This window comes from Methanothermobacter sp., from assembly GCF_049720995.1.
GTDB lineage: Archaea > Methanobacteriota > Methanobacteria > Methanobacteriales > Methanothermobacteraceae > Methanothermobacter.
The window spans coordinates 1-19,085 of the sequence record NZ_JBNASF010000010.1 but is presented as its reverse complement, the minus strand read 5'-3'; the positions used below and the strand labels follow the sequence as shown (position 1 = coordinate 19,085).

Below are 19,085 nucleotides of genomic sequence, written 5' to 3'. Positions count from 1 at the left end.
TCCAGACCATCTTATCCTATTCCTCCCTTAAACCTACAGCAGTAAAAATCTGTCGCACCCCACATCATCATACGAAAATTTTAAATAATATTATTTATTACTTTATTCCATGGATTTAATAAAAATCGTGTCCTGTCTTGAGGATGGCAACATCATCCACTGCGGCGGGAACATCAGGGACACCTACCATGAACTCAGTGAAAGGGCAGAGGAACTCAACCTCCAGGCCGCCATGGTCTACCTGGTATCACCCATGCCCCTCAAGGCAGGCCTCCTGGAGATAATGAGGGCCCATGAACCCGGTGCACAGGAGAAGCTTACCATCACAGAGATAATGACAGCCATAGCATCCATCGAGAGGGAGACCTGGGTCTTCATGGACCACTTCGAGGACCTCACAGGGAAGGCGGCGGGCAAGTACCTCTGGCTACACACCAACGGGAGGGTGAATTACATGGCGGGCCTCACCGGGACCTTCAGGGGTGAGGTCCAGTCCTTCTACTCAACCTTCAGGAAGCTCAACCCATCAAGGTGCCTGGATGGGGACTCCATCGACGTCTCTGTCACGGTGATGGCCCTCATATCAGTATTTGCCTCGCTCTGCTACCTGAGGGTGGGTCTGGAGTACGGTCTCCTTGCAACGAGCGCAATCTGGTTTGCCCTCATAGTCTTCAGGACAATCAACTACATTGTAAGGTGAAATAGGTGAAGTTAAGGACTCATGTAACAGCTGCAGTCGTTCTCTTCCTCCTGATCAACTTCCTGTACCCTGTAACGTCAATCATCAGAGGGGCCCTCCTCGCCGGGGCTGCGGGTACAGTCCCTGACCTCCTGGATTACCTCACAGGGAGGCACAGGGGCATCGGACACACACTCCTTATTTTACCACCCCTTCTACTCTATTCACTGAAGAGTCCGGAGAACGGGATCCCGCTCCTTGCTGGAATCACATCCCACATCCTTCTGGACCTCTTCACGGTCCATGGATGCCCCCTGCTCTACCCCCTCAAGGACACACCCTACCACTGCCTCCAGAGGAAGAAGAGGATAAAGACAGGGACGGCCGGTGAGTGGGCCCTCCTATCATTCCTCATAGCCGTCACGGTGGTCACGTCCCTGGTCTCGGTGGGTGCGCCCGATGATGCACTCCACCCCCAGGTCCGCAACAGCACCAGGGAGGGGCAGTGCAGGACCATGACCGTGGACATCCAGGTTGATGCGGACAGGGACGTCAACGTGACATCCTACCACACCAATGGCTCAGAGAGCATCTTCGTGGACTTCAAGGATGATTGAAAACTACCACCTTTTAATACATTTATTAGGACAGTAAATAATCAAAAGCTTTTTATCATGGAATAAGTAATACTATTTTTGCAATATAATCATGGAGGTGATTGGATAGAAGGCAGCAGAGTAATACTTATGGCAGTGTTCCTGGTCTTTGTCCTGCCGGGAACGGTGAGTGCAGAGAACACAACAGACAACGGGACAGTGGATGTTCTTGTGATACACTCCATTGAGGGTACCAGGGTCGTTAATGATGCAGCCCACCGGGTCCTCGAGGAGTACCCTGACAGGAACATCACAGTGAGGGTCAGAAGCTCACCCCAGATAGTTAACTCCACACCGGAGGAGATAGAGGCCCTCTTCAACTCATCTGACGTTATAATATGCAACTACTTGGGGACAGAGGACTATACAAAGATACTGAGGGTCCTGACAGATAAACCAGAGATCCTGAATGGCAAATTTTTCGCACTCTTTGACGGTGCAAGCGGAATAGACCTTGTGAGAATGAGCAGGATAAATGATACGCAGGTTTTCAGTGGCGTCCCTGACACCGTGGTGACTGCGGTGAGCAGGGCCCTGAGGGTCCTCGAGCCACTCCCATTCCTCGAAGGTTACGTAAACCAGTACCCCCAGATAGCCATCTGGGCCCAGGGCGAAGGATACTACTGCTACAGGAACGTGGAGAGCTACAGGAACCAGATACTGTGGGCTGCCGATACATGGGCGCGTACAAGGAACATCACACTGAACGTGACCTATGGTCCTCCAAGGGCTGTTTCAAGGGAACTGCTCTACCGTGACGGAAAACTCTACGATAACCTCACGGATTACCTCAGGGAGTACCCCATCGATCCATCAAGACCAACGGTCGGCCTGATAGAGGCAGAAAGTAACATGCTCGGAGGTGGCGCAGCACACATAGATATGCTCATAGACAGACTGAAGGACACCTTCAACATACTCTCAGTGGTTGCAAGGTACGGTGATAACGCCTACTCTGCAATGGTGAGGTTCTTCACCACGGCACCAAATATTGCTGCATTCGAGGCAAACAGGACCCTCTACACATCACGTGTGGAGGCCATTGTATCATTCAGCACCTACCTCCTCGGGGGGACATCATCAGAGAAGGTTAACAGCCTCCTCAAGTTCCTGAACGTCCCGGTACTTAGGGGGGTCGTGGTGAACACAAGGACCGTTGATGACTGGCTCGTCTCCAGTGATGGTGTCACACCATGGAGCAGGGATGACATAATGGGACAGGCAGGCTTCCCGGAGACCCAGGGCCTCATAGAACCCATAATCATCGCCGCAGCAGAATTCCAGGCAGATAGCATCACAGGGGCATACACATACTCCTACTCACCATTACCTGACAGAATAGAGAAACTGGCGCAGAGACTCATAAACTGGGTCAACCTGAGAATAAAACCAGAATCAGAGAAGAAGATAGCCATAATCTACTACAACTATCCTCCAGGAAAATCAGAGATCGGCGCAAGCTACCTCAACGTACCAGAGAGCATATATGAAATCCTTCTGAACCTCAGGGCCAGCGGCTACAGCGCAGGTAACATCTCAGGCGCAGCTGAACTCATAGGCCTCATGGTTGAGAGGGGGATAAACATTGCAAACTGGGCCCCAGGGGAACTCGAGAGACTGGCAGATACCCCGGGTGTCATACTCTGGGATGCAGAGGAATATCAGGCATGGTTCCAGACCCTCAACCCCATCGCAAGGAGATACGTCACAGAGGGACCCACGGCATACATTGAGGAGCTGGTGGAGCTGGCCCTCAGCAGGGGTACCAGTGCAGGCACACTGATGAAGACAGTGGACACATGGTACGCTGAGATGAAGGACAACATAAAATCATCTGAGAAACAGGTGGAGGGACTTCAGCTCCTTGAGGTCATGTACACCGCACTCAGGGGAGTAATAAATGGCAACTCCAGCATGTGGAGCACATTCAGGGCGGCCAGGGAGTCATTCATGTTACTTGCCATACCCGGACTCTGCGGGTGGGGTGAGGCCCCGGGCAACGTCATGACGGTTACAAGGAACGGCCGGAAGTACATCGTCATACCCGGATTCATCCTTGGAAACGTCTTCATAGGGCCCCAGCCCCAGCGTGGATGGGAGGCCAACCCCGAAATGCTGTACACTGTTGGCATACTGCCTCCACACCACCAGTACCTCGCATACTATGCATGGATAAACAGGGTCTTCAATGCCAGTGCAATGATACACATGGGTACAATGGGAAGCTACGAGTGGTTGCCAGGGAAGGAGGTGATGCTATCAGAATATGACTTCCCGGACATTGTCGTCGATACAACACCATCCATATACATATACCGCGTTGATAACGCTGCCGATGGACTTGCAGCAAAGAGGAGGGGCCTTGCAGTTATAATAGACCACCTGACACCTGCAATGAAATCAACGACCCTGTACGGCGAACTCCTCCAGCTCAAAAACCTCATAACAATCTACAAGAATGCAGCGGATGATCCGCTCAGGAACCAGTACCTTGCAGAGATAAGAACAGCGGCACTCAAAGCAAAGCTCGGGGATGAGCTGGGCCTCAACATTGAAAACGCGACAGCCGATGCACTCATACCCGCAATATCATCATACCTCCTGAAGATTGAGGGCACCCTCATACCCTACGGTTTACACACCTTTGGAAGGGAATGGAGCCATGAAGCCATTACCTACATGGTGGCCTCAATGATCTCAACTGCTGACACATCCATCTACCGATTACTGGCAGCAGATTATGGATGGATCTACGAGGAAATCACAGTTGACCAGCGAATGATACTGGAGAACAGGACACTTGAAATGATCCAGGCCCTCTTAAACGGCTCGAAACCAGAGAACATCACGTCCTCACCGGACATCATTGCAGTGCTCCGGAGCGCAGCAGAGTACATTGAACTCATCAGGAACAGCACCAGGATGGAGATGTCATCCCTCCTCAACGCACTCGCAGGGGGCTATGTGGACCCGGGACTCGGTAAGGAGCCCCTGATGAACCCATCAGCACTGCCCACAGGGAGGAACTTCTACACAATAGATCCAAGCATAGTGCCCACATCAGCGGCCTACAGTCTGGGAGCAGAGATAGTGAGGAAGGTCCTCGCCACCTACACCGAGCCTCCAGAGAAGCTTGCAGTGGTCATCTGGGGAGTGGACACAGCAAGGGACGACGGAGCCATGGTAGGATTCGTCCTGAACCTCCTGGGTGTGAAGCCGATATGGAGCAGCTCAGGACAGGTGACGGGTGTGACACTGATACCGCTGAGTGAACTCGGAAGACCAAGAATAGACGCCGTGGTCACGGTGAGCGGACTCTTCAGGGACGTCTATGGACAGGCAGCCATAACAATGGACAGGGCCTTCCGCCTGGCTCTTGCGGCATCCTACCGCACAGTACTCACAGAGCACCCCGAGGTTTCAGAGGCCCTTGAGGCAGCCGTCAAACCCCTCAAAGCTGTTAAACTCTTCCAGGAGGGAAATGACCCCATCCAGATGAATAGGGTGGCAGGGCACTGGCTTGAACTTGTCCTCAAATACATGAACGCCGGTATGAACGCATCCACAGCAGGTAACCTTGCAATATACAGGATATTCGCTCCACCCCTGGGATCATATGGTACAGGGGTCAAGGAGGCAGGTGAGATGTCCTGGACCTACAATAACACGGATGAACTCGCAGATCTTTTCATGAGCCGTATGGGCACATCATATTCCGAGACAGGATGGGGTGTCAAGAACGTCGACCTCTTCGCGGACCTCCTGAAAGGTGTATCAGCGGTCTACCAGGGAAGAAGCACATACCTTGTTGGTGTGGCAGAGAACGATGACATGGCAGACTACCTTGGAGGATTATCACTGGCCATAAAGAAACTCACAGGAACTGCGCCATCAGTCAACATCATAACAACAGCAGGAGGAAACCCCCAGTTAATGTCACTGCAGGAGGCGCTGGCCCTTGATATGAGGACAAGGTACCTCAACCCTGAGTACGTGAGGTCACTCATCTCTGAGGGCTACGCAGGGGCCAACAGATTATCATCTGCTGTGAGGTCCCTCTGGTTGTGGCAGAGCACAGCCCCTGGAAGTGTTCCATCATGGACCTGGGATGAACTCATGGACACCTACGTCAGGGATGTTAATGGACTGGGTATTAGAGACTGGCTTTCAGGCAGGAACTCCTATGCAATGATATCCATTACAGGTACAATGCTCACAGCCGCCCATGAAGGCTACTGGAAGCCTGATGAGGGAACACTCAGGCTGCTGGCATCCACATGGGCATCACTAACAGCAGAAAACGGTGTCGCATGCTGTGACTGCAGCTGCGGTAACATTGCAATGATGCAGTGGGCCATGCAGTATGTGAATCCTGATCTTCTCTCAAGGGTCAAGGAGAAGCTGTATGCTGCCACAAAGAGCGCAGCCTTCACACCATCATCTGATGCTGGATCCACACCGACAGTACCCTCAAATCCAGGAAATCCACAGTCCCCAGGCACATCCTCTGATGATATGGGATCACAGCAGCAGCGTGGATCACATAGTTCAGCTGTTTCAACATTAACACCCGGAATGGAGGCAGCTACATACTCTAAACCTGGTGAAACATCAGCTAAGGCCTATGAGGTCAGCAGAGCCTCAGATTCAGTGAACTTAAGGACTGGAATACCGGTCTATGCAATAGTGGGTATCGTGGCGATAGTGGCTCTTTTAGGGCTTGGATACTTCTTTGGCCCTGGAAGAAAATGAATCCCACCCCCACATATTTTTTTAAGTGATGTTCATTTATTGATGTCAGGTTCACATGAAGCAGATTACTGGCTTCTGTTGGTAAGTTTATTCGGGATCTGTGCATTGGATGATCCGGTTTACGCTTGTTACTCAGGACTTCCTCATCATCTCTCTACCATGGAGAAATAATGCACAAGGAATGAGAGCAATTTCCCTATGTTCTCAATGTACTGCACAGATGTGTATACAGCATCACCCACCTTCACCACCCTTGCCTCATCATCAATCTGCATGATGGCCTCACCCTCAAGGATGTAGTGGACCTCCACGGATCCCCTCTGGCGGTGGGGCGGTGATGCCTCACCTTCTCTCAGCAGGGCATGGGCGAGGCTGAAGTTCATCCCCACAGGGTCATTCTTCGGATGGAGGATCCCAGAGAGCAGGGTAGCATCCAGGACCCTCTCATATTCGCGGCCATCAGGGTTCTTAACATTCAGATAAACCATCACCAGTCAGCACATGTAGTCCTTCTTAACCAACATTCAGATAAACCATCATCAGTGGGAATCACATGTAGAAGTCCTTCTTAACCCGCCTGGCCTCTTCTGGCTTTCCCTGGGGGTGGTAAATGTAATCTGCACTGAGGACTATGCGGCCATTCCCTTCTCTCAGGGTGAAGTTCCCGCCGAAGAAGGTCTCAACACCGTTTATCCTGAAGTCACCGGTGAAGTTTCTTCCATCATTCATGAAACTCCCACCTCCAGTCCAGGCGGCACAGGTCATGCTGTAGTGTCCCCGGAGGGGTGTGCTGAACATTGCAGACTTCAGGTCACCACTCAGGAGTGATAGAACTGTATCCCAGGTGACGTCGATGTGGTCTATGTGGCCCGTTCCACTCAACCCGCTCTCATTGTAGCATATCCTGGTACCGTTGACCTCATGGGTGTCAAGGTTCTCTGCACCGGGGAGCACTATCTGGAACCTGAAGTCCCTCCCCCTACCATTTATTGAGTAGTAGCCGCCCAGGGAACCCTCACCCGGCTTATTTGCCGGGATTGATGTGTATGATGTGTAACTGTAGGGTATCTGTGCGAATATTGCATCATCGAAGACCTCAACCGCAAGTACCGTGACGATTATGAGTCCAGCTATAACACCTGCAACTATCAGAATCCTCCTATCCATGGGAAACCTCCATCCTGTCATCAGTATTTAACAATCTCCATCCTCCTGACGGTTCTTCCATCACCCCAGCTGCCCATGCCAAGGAGCCTCCCGGTATCGGCGTCCGCGAGTGTTTTATTTTCACGTGCAAGTTCCATCATCATATCCAGTACCTTCCAGTAGCCACTGTAGTCCAGGTTGTCAACCAGTAACCCGAATTCATCTGAAACTGCAAGTGGTGAGATGTGGTCAGCCACCAGGTTGCGGTCTGAGCGCACAAGGAGGAACAGCTTTCTGTCCCCGGGTATCTGGGGTGTGGACCTCATTATCCTGTAGGAGTCCGCCGTCCCTGTTATATTATCCCTGTCCCCGGCCATAACCACAAGCAGTGTGTCTGGGGGGACACCGCTGAGGTTCTCGAATTTCCTGCCCCCCTCAGAGTCCCCTGTCTGCACCGCCAGGATACCATCAGGGTCCGGTATATCCTTCCGGGATGCCAGGTTGAGGGCTATTATGCCCCCGGCTGAGTGGCCTGCAAGGAAGAGTTCACCGTTCCATTCACCCCCCACTCTCCTGAGGGCCTCCCCAACCGCATCCGCGGCATTATCGGTGAAGGCATCTGATGCTGTATCCAGAAGGTTCTGGTAGCGCGGGTAGATTACGATGTTCCCCTCCCTCACAAGGTGTCTTATCCAGGCCATGTAGAAGAGGGGCTCTGTGGCGGCCCAGCCATGGATGAATACCACGACAGGGTAACTCCCTGGTTCTGATGGTTTGAAGATCCAGTACCTCTGGCTTCCCTCACCGTGGCTCTCGGTTATCATCCCGTAACCCGGTTCATCAGTGACCCCGCTGCTGAGGGCTGTGCTTGAGGGGATCATCAGGATCATAGAGAGGAGGATAGCGGCCCATATTTTCATGGATTTTCACCGGTTGACCTTCTGTTACTCATTGGTTAAATAACTGCATGGGTTCCCTTCACAGGTTCTCCTGTCCATGACAGTTTTTCACGGACCGGATCTCAAGCCGCATCTGACTTTTCAGTCCCCTTCATCAGACCTCAGAGGATCCTTTCACCGTCCAGGCACACCCTTGCACCGCATGATGGGCATACAAGATAGTAAAACCGTTCCCGGTGGCTCCCATGAAGTTCGGATGATACATTGGCCCTGCAGAGAGGGCAGAGGAAACGTTTCATATATCAACCCCCAACCACATAAAGTGCTGGAAAACTCATTGAATATAACTTTCTGAGTGAATGTTAATAAATGCCCGTCTCAATCAGTAATTCACTTAGAAGCAGAACAGTGAATGTTAATAAATGCCCGTCTCAATCAGTAATTCACTTAGAAGCAGAACAGTGAATGTTAATAAATGCCCGTCTCAATCAGTAATTCACTTCGAACCAGAACCTTTTCACTGATACTCAACCCAGTTAATAACTCATTTCGAAGATTTTATTAATAATGAGGGATATAACGTTCCATGGGATTGAAGATGGAGTGGTCTGATTCTGTTCTTTTTGCAAGGAGGATCTCAGTTTCTGCCTCAGCAACCGTAATTGTGATATCATCACTTATACTTGCAGGCTGGGCAGCCGGTAACCAGCATCTCATGGGCAGTGTCCTGGGATCCCCACCCACACAGCCGGTGACCGCGATCCTCTTCATACCCCTGGCAGCTTCCCTCATAGCCCTCGCAAGGGCTTTCAGGGGTCCTGCGATACTTACAGGGACATTTCTCCTGGTATTCTACCTCCTGACAATTTCCACTTACATCCAGGGTGCTGAATACGGGTATAACTCGAGGCTCATAACATCCGTTCTCTTCCTGATATACGCCGCTGTCCTGTTTCTCTTCTCAACATCAAGGTTCAGCGTGGCCCAGATAATCACCTTCCCGGCTGGTGTGATCTCCTACTGCGTCCTGGTGGGCTACGTGGCGGGTATCGGTGTCTATGGAGAGTACTTCCTCATGGCACTCTACACTGCGGTGCTCCACATACTCATAGCCGTATCCATACTCTCCCTCTTTCCCGAGAGGGGGGTTATGGCGCCCCTCCACGCATCATTTGTTGGTGGCCACATAGTCAGGCTCATACTTCCAGTGATGATAGCCAGTATAACCTTCCTGGGCCTTCTGACGCTTAAGATGAGGTATCACATGTTCCCGGGTTTCGGTGAGGTCTTCCTCATGGGCATGACAGTATCCATCATAATAGTCTCCGTCATAATCGTCGCGGCGGAACTCAACAGGATTGATCTTAAAAGGAAAACCTACAGGAGGGACCTCAGGAGGACCCAGCGATTCTTCAGGGACGTCCTTGAGAACCTGGCAGAGGCCGTTGCAGTGTTCGACGCTGAGGGGAACATCTTATACCAGAACACAGCAATGAAGAGGCTGGGAGTTGTGGATTTTCCTGAGTACAGCGGCGAAAGGAGGCCGGTGATAATTGACAGGACGGACCTCAAGGGCAGGCACTACACCGGCTGGATGGTCCCGAGGTTTCAGGGTGATGAATATGCCGGGTTCATAGTCTCACTAACAGACATAACAGACCTCATACTGGCCAAGAGGTCCCTTGAGGATACACTCATGGAGAGGGACGCCCTTCTTGCTGAGGTCCATCACAGGGTCAAGAATAACCTCCAGATCATAATAAGCCTCCTTAACATCCAGGCCATGAATGCAGATGATGATACCCGCAGGATCCTGATGGATACCCAGAGCAGGGTGAGGGCAATGGCAATCATCCACGAGACCCTCTATGACAGCGGGGACTTTTCAGGTGTTCTGATGGATTCATTCATAACCAGGCTAATGGAGAGACTGATAACGGTGCACTCAGCCCACGGGGTGCACTTCAGGGTGGATGCTGATGTCCGCCTGAACCTTGAAACAGCCATACCCCTGGCACTCTTCATCAACGAGGCCCTCACAAACTCCATAAGACATGCCTTCCCTGAGGGAGAGGGCATGATTGATGTTCGCATCACCTCCAATGACCATCTTCACCTGACAGTTGCAGATGATGGTGTCGGTATCGAAAACCCACCCTCCGGTACCGTGGGCATCTCACTAATGCGTGCACTGGCAGATCAGCTCGATGGAGAATTTGAGCTGATCTCTGATAATGGTACTGTGGTGTCCCTGCATTTCAGGGAACTTGAATATAAAAGCAGGTTCTAGGTCTTGGTTTTATTCAGGGGCAGTTTCTGCTGCTGGTGGGTGGATTGTTAGGGTTGCTCTTACTCAAAGCATGTCCCACTTTTTACTGTAGGATGCCCTTCACATAATAAAAAAATAAAAAAATGGATTTAGAATGGTAAACTTTCGTAGTAGCCCTTTATGGTTGCACTCTTCCAGTTTTTTATGACTCCAAGGGAGTTCATGCTGCTTGATGCATCGGCATTTACCCATGAACCATTGAGGTAGAACTGGGCCCATACATGTCCATAGACGTTGCCTGAGATGAATGTACAGGTGGCATGCACATACCTTGCCTTTATCCCGGCTGCCCTTGAGAGAGCAACAAGGAGGTGCGTCATGTCCACACAGTTACCTGTCCTGTTTTTAAGCGTCCCCAGAGCCCCGTACCTGGTGTTGTAGTAGAAGCTGTAGTTCACATTGTCACGCACCCAGTTGAAAATCGCTGTTGCCTTTGATAGCGCTGATGTGAGACCCCTTGTTATGCTTGCTGCGAGGGACTGTATTTCAGGGGCGCTGACCTGGCAGTTGGCTGTTGATGAAAGGTAACCTCCTGAGAATACTGAACTCTCCACTGTAACATAATTTGGAAGTCTGCCGTTAGCCTCTTTGAATGCAGCGATCTTTGAGAGGATATAGGTCAGGACGTTGAAGCTCAGGCTCCCTGCACTGGACGGTACACTGGTTGGTGGGCGGCCATTCACTGACATATAGCTTATAACCTGGGATGCTATTCTCAGGTACTCGTCCTTCTGGATTGTCCCTGATGCTGATAGTGTTGTGTTTGATCCCTCACTGAATGACCCGGTTTTCAGGTCACCTCCCGTGAGCAACTCTGCCAGCAGGTAGAGGAATTCTGCAGGTGTAACCTGTCTTTCCCCCACGGTGACATAGGAGGGGAGCCTGTAGTTTGACTCCACAAATGCCTTGAACCTGCTGGCGGCGTCCATTATGAGCTCTGCAGTTATTGAATTGGCAGCAGATGGCTTTGTTGTTGCGGATGGTATTCCAGCTATAAAGTCAGTGTCAATCAAGCCGTACCTGAAGAGTGCGTACCCATCTGCCCCTCCACTGAGGGCGGCGTTTATATCCCCAATCAGTTCATCTTCAGGGATGGGTGTCACACTGGAGTCTGATCGGTATGTCTGAAGTCCTGTCCAGACCTCTGCGTTGAGACTCTTAGCCTTAATGTAAGATGTTACATTCTGTATCCATGCACTGTCTTCCCTGTAGTTGCCCTTGTAGGCCATTGGTATGAGGACGTCCAGGTATTCGGCTAGCTGAGTGTAGTTCTGTCCGTAGTAGTGGGCATTCGATGACTTCTCTGGCATCAGTGCTGCTGATAGAAGTAGTCCAGGATTAACTGCCCTGACGGCTTCACTTATCCTTTTGACGATTTCTGTTATGGTATTTGTTGCATTGGGGACCTGGTATGCGTTTCCAGGGTACCTGATGTAGTCCAGGTGAACCCCACCCACACCCGATATGTTCGTGTAGGAGAGTATCCTCTGGGTTAGATTCTCAAGGAACCTTTCTGCGTAGGTGGTGTTGTATCCATAAACAGTCTCTGTGGTTGTAACTGTCTTTGTCACCGTACGGTACTTGATGGTGTAGCGTGTCTCCTTCACGTATTTGTAGTAGGTCTTTTTGACGTACCGGTACTTCCAGGTGTACCTCAATTTTCCATTTTTCCTGTACCATGACTTGTACCACTGTTTCACGTACCTGGTGTAGGCCTTCTTCACGGTAACGGTGTAGTAGTACCTGTATGGCTCCTTCACAGTCACCTTACTTGTTTTTGTAACGTTGTAGGCGTATCTACCGGTGGGGTCAACCCATTTTCCGCTGGAATCCTTGAGGCAGATCACCCAGGCGCTCACCCGTATTCCCTGCTCTGATGCATTGCCAAGGAACGAGGTGAGGTTCCTGCTGAACCTTGCGTCATTGAAGGCCAGCTGCTCAAGGAATATATCGGTTATACCCTTCTCTCTGAGTTCTGTGAGGTTGACCCTTCCCATATCGTAGGCCTTAACCCAGATGGCCCCGTGGGGAGGTTCAGATGTTTCCTCTGTCTTGGCGGATATCCGTTCACCTTCATCATCTGATGTCTGGTTTTCACTTTCAGTTAATGTCTGGTTATCGCTGATTTCTGTCCCACTGCTTGTCCCGTTATCTGATATCTCAATGGCAACTGCTGCATTTGAGCCCAGAAATAGCACCATAACTAGGGCTATCAGTAGATTCAGTTTTCCCGAAATTTTACCGCCTCCACTGGGGGTTTTGGAAACCCCACATACACTCTTAAAAAGTGCATTGTATATAAATATTGTGGTTTAAAATAAGAAAAAAGACAATATTAGAGCCTTTTAAATCAAAATAGACACTATGGGGCCTTTTTTTACTGGCCATGCACGGGTATGGTATGAGCATGACGTCATTAACTGAATGACAGATATGAGGGTCCCTATTCAGCTTTAGAGCTTTAAAGAGGGTTTATTTTCAGGTTCATGAATCCATTATCCGCATGGAAACGTCAGCATATCCCACATGAAGCCACCGTGGCGCCCCCAGCGGGTCCATGGATTGATCTGGACACCTTCAAATGGGGGCTCGCCCCTCAAGTTCACAGACACCACTGTAACAGCTGAATATCTCCACGGATATCCTCTCTGTTGCTTCACGTTTCTCTGAGACAACAACATCTGCCCCTGCAGTGTATAAATTCTCTGTATTCTCAAATCCCCTTATACGGGCAATTATCTTCATTCTCTCATTCAGTGCCCTGGCCTCATGGATTGCATGGACCGTTGAACGGTAGTCTGCAATGGCCACCACCATAACCGCGGCTTCCGGAACATTGAAGTGTCTGAGAACACCCACATGGGTGCCGTCCCCATAGTATACATTGAGGCCCTCATCCCGGGCCCTCCTAACGGTTTCAGGGTTAACATCAAGGCCTATGTAGGGTATGCCGTGTTCCTCGGAGATCTCTGCAAGCCTCCTCCCGGTTATGCCCATACCAACTATTATCAGGTGGTCCTCAAGGTTAACCTCAGGTTTGAGGTACCTCCTCCCGTTCTTTATCCGCGGATGGATATCCGCCTGGATGATCCTCTCTGAGATCCTGGGTGAAAGTGATATGAGGAATGGTGTGAGGGCCATGGTTATGAGTGAAACCGACAGGAAGGCCTGGAATGTGAAGCGGTCCATCAGACCGTACCTGAGACCTGACTCAGAGAGTATGAATGAGAACTCACCTATCTGTGCCAGCACAACCCCTGTTAGCACCACGACCCTTGCTGAGAAGCCCATGATGAAGCCCACGAAGCTGTTGAGGGCCAGCTTTATCATCATAACACCAATGAGTGCAAGGATGATGAGGGGCAGATGCCGCATAAAGAACCCGACGTCAAGGAGCATCCCCAGGGATACAAAGAAGAAACTCAGAAAGACCTCCTGGAATGGTAGTATGGACCCCTGGGCCCTGTGGGCATAGTCTGTATTTGCAACGATGAGACCTGCAAGGAAGGCCCCCAGTGCCGGGGATAGCCCCGCACTTCCGGTGAGCCAGGTTACAGATGCACATACAAGTATCACTGTGAGGAGGAATATCTCCCTGCTCCTTGTATCTGCTACAACATCAAAGAGCCTCGGGACGATCCACCTGGCAGAGAGGAGGGTCCCGATGAGCACAGCGCCACCTGTAAGCAGGGTGTGAAGCGGTGTCGAACCACCGGCCCCTGCAAGGAATGGTATGGTGAGTATCATGGGCACCGCAGCAACATCCTGAAATATGAGGATGGCAAGGGAGGCCTGGCCGTGGGGTGTTTCTGTCTCATGGAGGTCCTGGAGGACCTTCAGCACAACCGCGGTACTGCTCAGTGCGATCAGGAAACCCATGAAGACAGCCTTTCCAGGGTTCAATCCAAGTATCAGTGTGAAGAATGCCACGATCAGGACTGTGAGTCCTATCTGCAGTGTACCCCCAATGAGGGCAGTCTTTCTGAAATCACCGAATCTCTCAGGGGACATTTCAAGTCCAATTGTGAACAGGAGGAGTATGACACCGAGTTCCGCAAGGCTCTCTATGCTGCTTGAGGATATGAGGCCAAGGCCCGATGGACCCGCTATTACCCCCGTCACAAAGAAGCCCAGTATGGTTGGGAGTTTAGCCCGGTTAAATACAATGAGGACAATCAGCGCAAGGCTGAATATGATAACTATCTCCCTGATGAGTGGAACCTCCATTATAACACCCTCTTTCATGACTATCCATTCTCTTATTTTTGTATAATAGTGCATTTAACCTATGGGTCCTGATTGAAAGAGAAAGGGGATTGTTCTTATGGTATATCTATGGGGTCCTGATTGAAAGAGAAAGGGGGTTCTGTTCTTTGGTATATCTTAGTTTAATGGGTGCATCTCAATGCTTTAAAAAAAGAAATAAGGGTTTTTCACCCTTTAAAATGGTAAACTCGCGTATATGCCCTTTATCACTGCACTGGAAGTGTTCCAGTTGTTCACAATTCCAAGGCTGTTTCTTGAGCTCGTTGCATCTGCAGCATACCATGTATCGCCAACAAGGAGCTGGGCCCACACATGACCGTAGGTGTTACCTGATGTGAAGTTACAGGTCCCATGAACGTACCTTGCAGGTATCCCTGAAGCCCTTGCAAGTGCCACAAGGAGGTGTGAATGGTCCACACAGTTGGCTGTCCTGTTCTGAAGTGTACCCAGGGCACCGTACCTTGTGTTGTAGTAGAAGCTGTAGTTCACATTGTCACGCACCCAGCAGAAGATGGCCGATGCCCTTGAAAATGTTGATGTGAGTCCACTGGTAATGCTCGCTGCAAGGGACCTTATATTCTCGTTATCCACAGGACAGTTGGCCGATGATGAAAGGTACTTCCCCGTACTCTCGCCGATGTAGGGGTCGTTCTCTGGCCGGTTTTTCAGTGAGGACGCCAGCTTTGTCACGGTCACAGTATTTGGAAGTCTCCTGTTGCTGCTGTAGAAGCTCAGAATCCTTGAAACTGAGTATACAAGGCTCTCATACGAGATTCTACCTTTACCTGAACCTGCATAGTTTGGGGCTCTCTGGTTCCTTTCAATGAACCCCTGAACCACGGATGCAATCCTCAGGTACTCATCCCTTTTTATGGTACCTGTCGCATCCCCTGCAGGGTTTGCTGCCTCACCGGCGTTAACCGGTGTTATAGGGGTGTTCTTCCCCAGATTTATCTGGTTGAGGCATTTAACCATTAGATGCAGGAACTGGGCTATACCAAGCCTCTGGTTTGACACCTGCACATACCCGGGTAGGCTCTGATTCTGGTCAATGTACATCTTCAGTGATCTGGCCGCGGAAAGTATCTGTTCCCTTGTGAACCCTGAGTTGCCACTGGCAGCATCGCTGCTGCCGGAATTGTTACTGGCAGGGGTGGATGACTTTACAGAATTCAGTGTGTCAAGTCTGATGTAATTTGGAAGGCGTTGATTTGTCACTTTAAAATTAATTGCCCTTGCAAATAGCCACACAAGTGATTGGAATCCTATCCTCTGGTCCCTGAAGCTGATGTATCCAGGCGCGCCTCCACTCTGGAGCACTCTGCCTGCAACTTCAAGGTAGTCCTTCAGGTAAATTGAGCCTTTGAGCACGGTTCCGGATGTTGCTGACGGTACCTGTACCTGGTTCACTGTGGGTGTCCTGTTGAGGACGTACTGTGCTTCAAGCTGCAGTAGCTGTGCCGTGTTCACCTTAATGCTTCCAACCTCAACTGTGAGGGGTAGGCGTTTATTCCTTGCTATGAAACTGTTGACACAGACTGCGGCGTCCTCAACATCGGCCCTTGAAACTGATGGGCCCGCTGCAGAGTCCAGAGTTCTCTCATCCCCTGAACTTGCATTAACCGCTGCAACTGTGGAGTCTGACTCCATCACTGTACTGAAGGTCTGTACTGTCATGTTATCAGGAAGCAGTGCTTCTTCACCTTGTGTGTTCTGGGCATAGATCTCTCCGGTATTGAGTAACACCATGCATACAAATAGCAGCATGCACAGCATTTGCATACCACGGGATATACTATCGCCTCCAGAATGCAGGACGGAATCCTGCAACCATATTTCTGTCCCTGATTTTATTTATAAATTGTGATCCTTTCGCGTATGATCAGCTGTGATTTCAGGGTTTTAGCGGTTATCATGAATTTGATCCCTCTATTTTATAACATTCCTTTTGGAGTCTGGGAGGCGTCTGCGTCTGCAGGTGATCCATGAATTTTTGATCCCTCTATTTTCAGGCTAAGCAGGTTAAGCCTATACTCTGCTTTCAGGTTATAAGTTAAGAAAAGCTTGAATGATATAGATCGGGACCCCCTCAGGCTCATGTAGTAAGAAAAACCGTCAATGTATCCTGAGGATCCCTTTCCTGAACATTAGAATCTCTTCCGGTACTGTATCTCTGAGAACCTCACCCTGAACTCGGTTCCACTGTCTGAACTGTAATCCAGCTCACCATTAAGCTGATCAGTCAGATTCCTCACGAGGAGTATTCCAAGGCTCTTGAGATCATCCAGATTGAAGTCATCAGGGAGGCCCACACCGTTATCGGCAACCGTGAGGAGGAATCCTTCGCCTTCACGGCTCAGTGAAACACGCACCTCACCTTCACCATCAGGGAATGCATACTTTAAGGCGTTTGTCACAAGCTCATTCACGATTAGGCCCAGGGGCATTATGGTGTCAACGTTGAGGTTGATGTCATCAATCTCAAATATTAGATCCACACTCTGCTCCGGTTTCATGTAGGAGAACATAATGTTCCTTACAAGACCCTCAATGTAACTCCTCACATCGATATCTATGAGGTTTCCTGAACGGTAGAGCTTTTCATGTATCATTGACATGCTCATGATACGCCCCTGGCTGTCCCTCAGCACACCCCTGATTTCAGGGTCATCAATGTAACTGCTCTGAAGGTTCAGGAGACTTGATATCACCTGAAGGTTGTTCTTGACCCTGTGGTGTATCTCCCGGAGGAGCAGCTCCTTCTCCTCAATGGACTCAATGAGCCTCCTCTCATAGAATATCCTCTTCAGTGTTGAGGCGGCCTCACCACCCAGGGTCTCAAGAAACCTCAGCTCATACTCATCAGGTTCATGGCCGTTCATGATGGCAAGGAAACCCAGGTTTCTATCATCGTGCCTCAGTGGAACAGCTATCATATCATCCCTCACAGCCACACCATCCTCAAGGTCCGCCAGGATACCCTCAGGGTCATCAACCCTGAAACCATCACCCATGGGCCATGAGACCCCATCCCTCAGGAGGTAGATAGAACCCTTTGAGAGGCCAAGGTGCTCGTTTACAAGGCTCATGATATTCCTGAAGAGTTCCTCGGGGCTGTTACTGTGGTTTATCCTGACTATAGCCTCGTTGAGTGTCCTGAACTCATGCAGGCGCATCCTGGTAAGTTTCTCGGATTTCTCTGTTTCCTCTATCCGGTCCCTCAACCTGATGGTGTGGCGGAGGTCCTGGGCCACCAGGGAATAACCAACGGTATCTGCGCCCTCCCTTATGAGTGAGATGAACAGTTTCACAGGGAGCCGATCACCATCCCGCCTCATGTAATTGATGGATAATGGCCTGTGATGGTAGTCTCCACTGGAGGATGAGGCCCTCTCATTTATGTCCCTGAATTCTCCCCCAATGGTCTCATGGTGTTCGGGTGCAACGATCTCCCTCCAGTCCACTGCAGAGTCCATCCCCAGTTCCTTCTTCGCCCGGTGGTTGAGGCAGATCACCCTTCCATCAGCATCCAGGAGGATGACCAGGTCTGTGACCTTATCTATTATGCTCTCCCCTGCAAGGGATGGGCTCATGGTAACCGGCCGGTAATTGATTATTGCGTGGCATATACCAGCGGATCCCATCACCCCCACAATCTGGCCCAGGGCATTGGTGGTCTGTGGACTGGTGGAGGTGATGAATGAGCTCAGGATCCAACCTGCAATGATGCTGAAGGATGATGAGAGGAATATAAGAGTTGACATCTGCCTCTCACGTTGGGAGGGCGCCCTCCTTGCATGGTTCCATATCATGGAGACGGCGACGGTGAAGTAACCGGCCATGTACATTTCAGGGAATATTCGGATGCTCCCTGCCCATGATAGGGGGCCATGGATGTTCAAGGGTTTGATGAGGGATCCCATGAGGAGGAGGTAAATTAATATAAGGGGCGGGATTACTGTAAGCACCGTGAACTTATGGATCCTTTCCTCATCCGCAGAGAGCACAAGGGCAAAGTTCAGGAAAAGGGCGGGCATGAGGATCCAGGCAATACCTGAGAGCATGTAAAGAATGGTTGCATGCATGATGGATTTGGTGGCGTAGATGAGGGCGGATGTGATGGACCATATTGCCATTGTAATGGCTATGAGAAGAAAGATCCACTCAAGATTACTCCTTCTTTCAGTGAGGGGATAGATTCCCACGGTAAGGTACAATACCGATGTCAGTACAGATAGGGTTATGTAGATGTTCATCCTCCCACATCACTCAAGGTATACATAAAATGAGGTGGTATACTGGTATATCATGGTTACTTAACAATAGCTTTACGCTTTTCAGTTAGGTATGCTGGTATA

At 50.4% G+C, this 19,085-nt stretch carries 12 protein-coding genes; 4 read left to right on the top strand and 8 right to left on the bottom strand.

Going from position 1 to position 19,085, the window contains the following annotated elements; genetic code table 11:
- Positions 1-109: 109 nt before the first annotated feature.
- The 3 genes from ACPLJI_RS04490 to ACPLJI_RS04480 all read left to right on the top strand — a co-directional run bounded on the left by ACPLJI_RS04490 (position 110) and on the right by ACPLJI_RS04480 (position 6,087).
- Positions 110-700 carry a hypothetical protein gene (locus ACPLJI_RS04490; RefSeq protein ID WP_424730680.1) on the top strand — a complete coding sequence of 197 codons (591 nt, stop codon included), beginning with the start codon at positions 110-112 and terminating at the stop codon, positions 698-700.
- A 5-nt stretch (positions 701-705) separates the two neighbouring features.
- The gene (locus ACPLJI_RS04485; protein WP_424730679.1) at positions 706-1,296 is read left to right on the top strand and encodes a metal-dependent hydrolase; all 591 of its coding nucleotides are present in this window, start codon (positions 706-708) and stop codon (positions 1,294-1,296) included.
- Between the two features lie 129 nt (positions 1,297-1,425).
- Complete coding sequence (locus ACPLJI_RS04480) at positions 1,426-6,087, top strand: cobaltochelatase subunit CobN (protein ID WP_424730678.1); 4,662 nt, start codon at positions 1,426-1,428, stop codon at positions 6,085-6,087.
- A gap of 146 nt (positions 6,088-6,233) precedes the next feature.
- On the opposite strand, the gene ACPLJI_RS04475 is transcribed toward ACPLJI_RS04480, so the two are convergent.
- From ACPLJI_RS04475 to ACPLJI_RS04460, 4 genes are all read right to left on the bottom strand, one after another.
- Positions 6,234-6,575, bottom strand: a complete 342-nt coding sequence (locus ACPLJI_RS04475) for a cupin domain-containing protein (RefSeq protein WP_424730677.1) — start codon at positions 6,573-6,575, stop codon at positions 6,234-6,236.
- Between the two features lie 61 nt (positions 6,576-6,636).
- Positions 6,637-7,254: a hypothetical protein gene (locus ACPLJI_RS04470; RefSeq protein ID WP_048176492.1), complete on the bottom strand. Its 618-nt coding sequence runs from the start codon at positions 7,252-7,254 to the stop codon at positions 6,637-6,639.
- A gap of 20 nt (positions 7,255-7,274) precedes the next feature.
- On the bottom strand, positions 7,275-8,153 hold the full coding sequence (locus ACPLJI_RS04465) for an alpha/beta hydrolase family protein (RefSeq protein ID WP_424730676.1): 879 nt from the start codon (positions 8,151-8,153) through the stop codon (positions 7,275-7,277).
- A gap of 140 nt (positions 8,154-8,293) precedes the next feature.
- Entirely contained in the window at positions 8,294-8,431 is a 138-nt protein-coding gene (locus tag ACPLJI_RS04460; RefSeq protein WP_374892194.1) for a hypothetical protein, read from the bottom strand.
- Positions 8,432-8,730: 299 nt separating this feature from the next.
- Here ACPLJI_RS04460 and ACPLJI_RS04455 point away from each other — a divergent pair, with 299 nt between their 5' ends.
- On the top strand, positions 8,731-10,422 hold the full coding sequence (locus ACPLJI_RS04455; RefSeq protein WP_424730494.1) for a sensor histidine kinase: 1,692 nt from the start codon (positions 8,731-8,733) through the stop codon (positions 10,420-10,422).
- Positions 10,423-10,550: 128 nt separating this feature from the next.
- On the opposite strand, the gene ACPLJI_RS04450 is transcribed toward ACPLJI_RS04455, so the two are convergent.
- From ACPLJI_RS04450 to ACPLJI_RS04435, 4 genes are all read right to left on the bottom strand, one after another.
- Positions 10,551-12,662 carry a pseudomurein-binding repeat-containing protein gene (locus tag ACPLJI_RS04450; RefSeq protein WP_424730492.1) on the bottom strand — a complete coding sequence of 704 codons (2,112 nt, stop codon included), beginning with the start codon at positions 12,660-12,662 and terminating at the stop codon, positions 10,551-10,553.
- A 376-nt stretch (positions 12,663-13,038) separates the two neighbouring features.
- Positions 13,039-14,688, bottom strand: a complete 1,650-nt coding sequence (locus tag ACPLJI_RS04445) for a cation:proton antiporter (RefSeq protein WP_424730493.1) — start codon at positions 14,686-14,688, stop codon at positions 13,039-13,041.
- A gap of 213 nt (positions 14,689-14,901) precedes the next feature.
- Positions 14,902-16,503 (bottom strand): pseudomurein-binding repeat-containing protein, encoded by a 1,602-nt coding sequence (locus ACPLJI_RS04440; protein WP_424741148.1) that lies wholly within the window; start codon positions 16,501-16,503, stop codon positions 14,902-14,904.
- A 371-nt stretch (positions 16,504-16,874) separates the two neighbouring features.
- Positions 16,875-18,983, bottom strand: a complete 2,109-nt coding sequence (locus tag ACPLJI_RS04435; RefSeq protein ID WP_424731411.1) for a histidine kinase dimerization/phosphoacceptor domain -containing protein — start codon at positions 18,981-18,983, stop codon at positions 16,875-16,877.
- Positions 18,984-19,085 lie beyond the last annotated feature (102 nt).

Excerpts from the sequence above, each read along its gene's own strand:
- ACPLJI_RS04480 (WP_424730678.1), top strand. The coding sequence starts at position 1,426 with ATGGCAGTGTTCCTGGTCTTTGTCCTGCCGGGAACGGTGAGTGCAGAG.
- ACPLJI_RS04455 (WP_424730494.1), top strand. The coding sequence starts at position 8,731 with ATGGAGTGGTCTGATTCTGTTCTTTTTGCAAGGAGGATCTCAGTTTCT.
- ACPLJI_RS04445 (WP_424730493.1), bottom strand. The coding sequence starts at position 14,688 with ATGGAGGTTCCACTCATCAGGGAGATAGTTATCATATTCAGCCTTGCG.
- ACPLJI_RS04465 (WP_424730676.1), bottom strand. The coding sequence starts at position 8,153 with ATGAAAATATGGGCCGCTATCCTCCTCTCTATGATCCTGATGATCCCC.
- ACPLJI_RS04440 (WP_424741148.1), bottom strand. The coding sequence starts at position 16,503 with ATGCTGTGCATGCTGCTATTTGTATGCATGGTGTTACTCAATACCGGA.
- ACPLJI_RS04450 (WP_424730492.1), bottom strand. The coding sequence starts at position 12,662 with ATGGTGCTATTTCTGGGCTCAAATGCAGCAGTTGCCATTGAGATATCA.
- ACPLJI_RS04470 (WP_048176492.1), bottom strand. The coding sequence starts at position 7,254 with ATGGATAGGAGGATTCTGATAGTTGCAGGTGTTATAGCTGGACTCATA.
- ACPLJI_RS04460 (WP_374892194.1), bottom strand. The coding sequence starts at position 8,431 with ATGAAACGTTTCCTCTGCCCTCTCTGCAGGGCCAATGTATCATCCGAA.
- ACPLJI_RS04475 (WP_424730677.1), bottom strand. The coding sequence starts at position 6,575 with ATGGTTTATCTGAATGTTAAGAACCCTGATGGCCGCGAATATGAGAGG.
- ACPLJI_RS04435 (WP_424731411.1), bottom strand. The coding sequence starts at position 18,983 with ATGAACATCTACATAACCCTATCTGTACTGACATCGGTATTGTACCTT.
- ACPLJI_RS04490 (WP_424730680.1), top strand. The coding sequence starts at position 110 with ATGGATTTAATAAAAATCGTGTCCTGTCTTGAGGATGGCAACATCATC.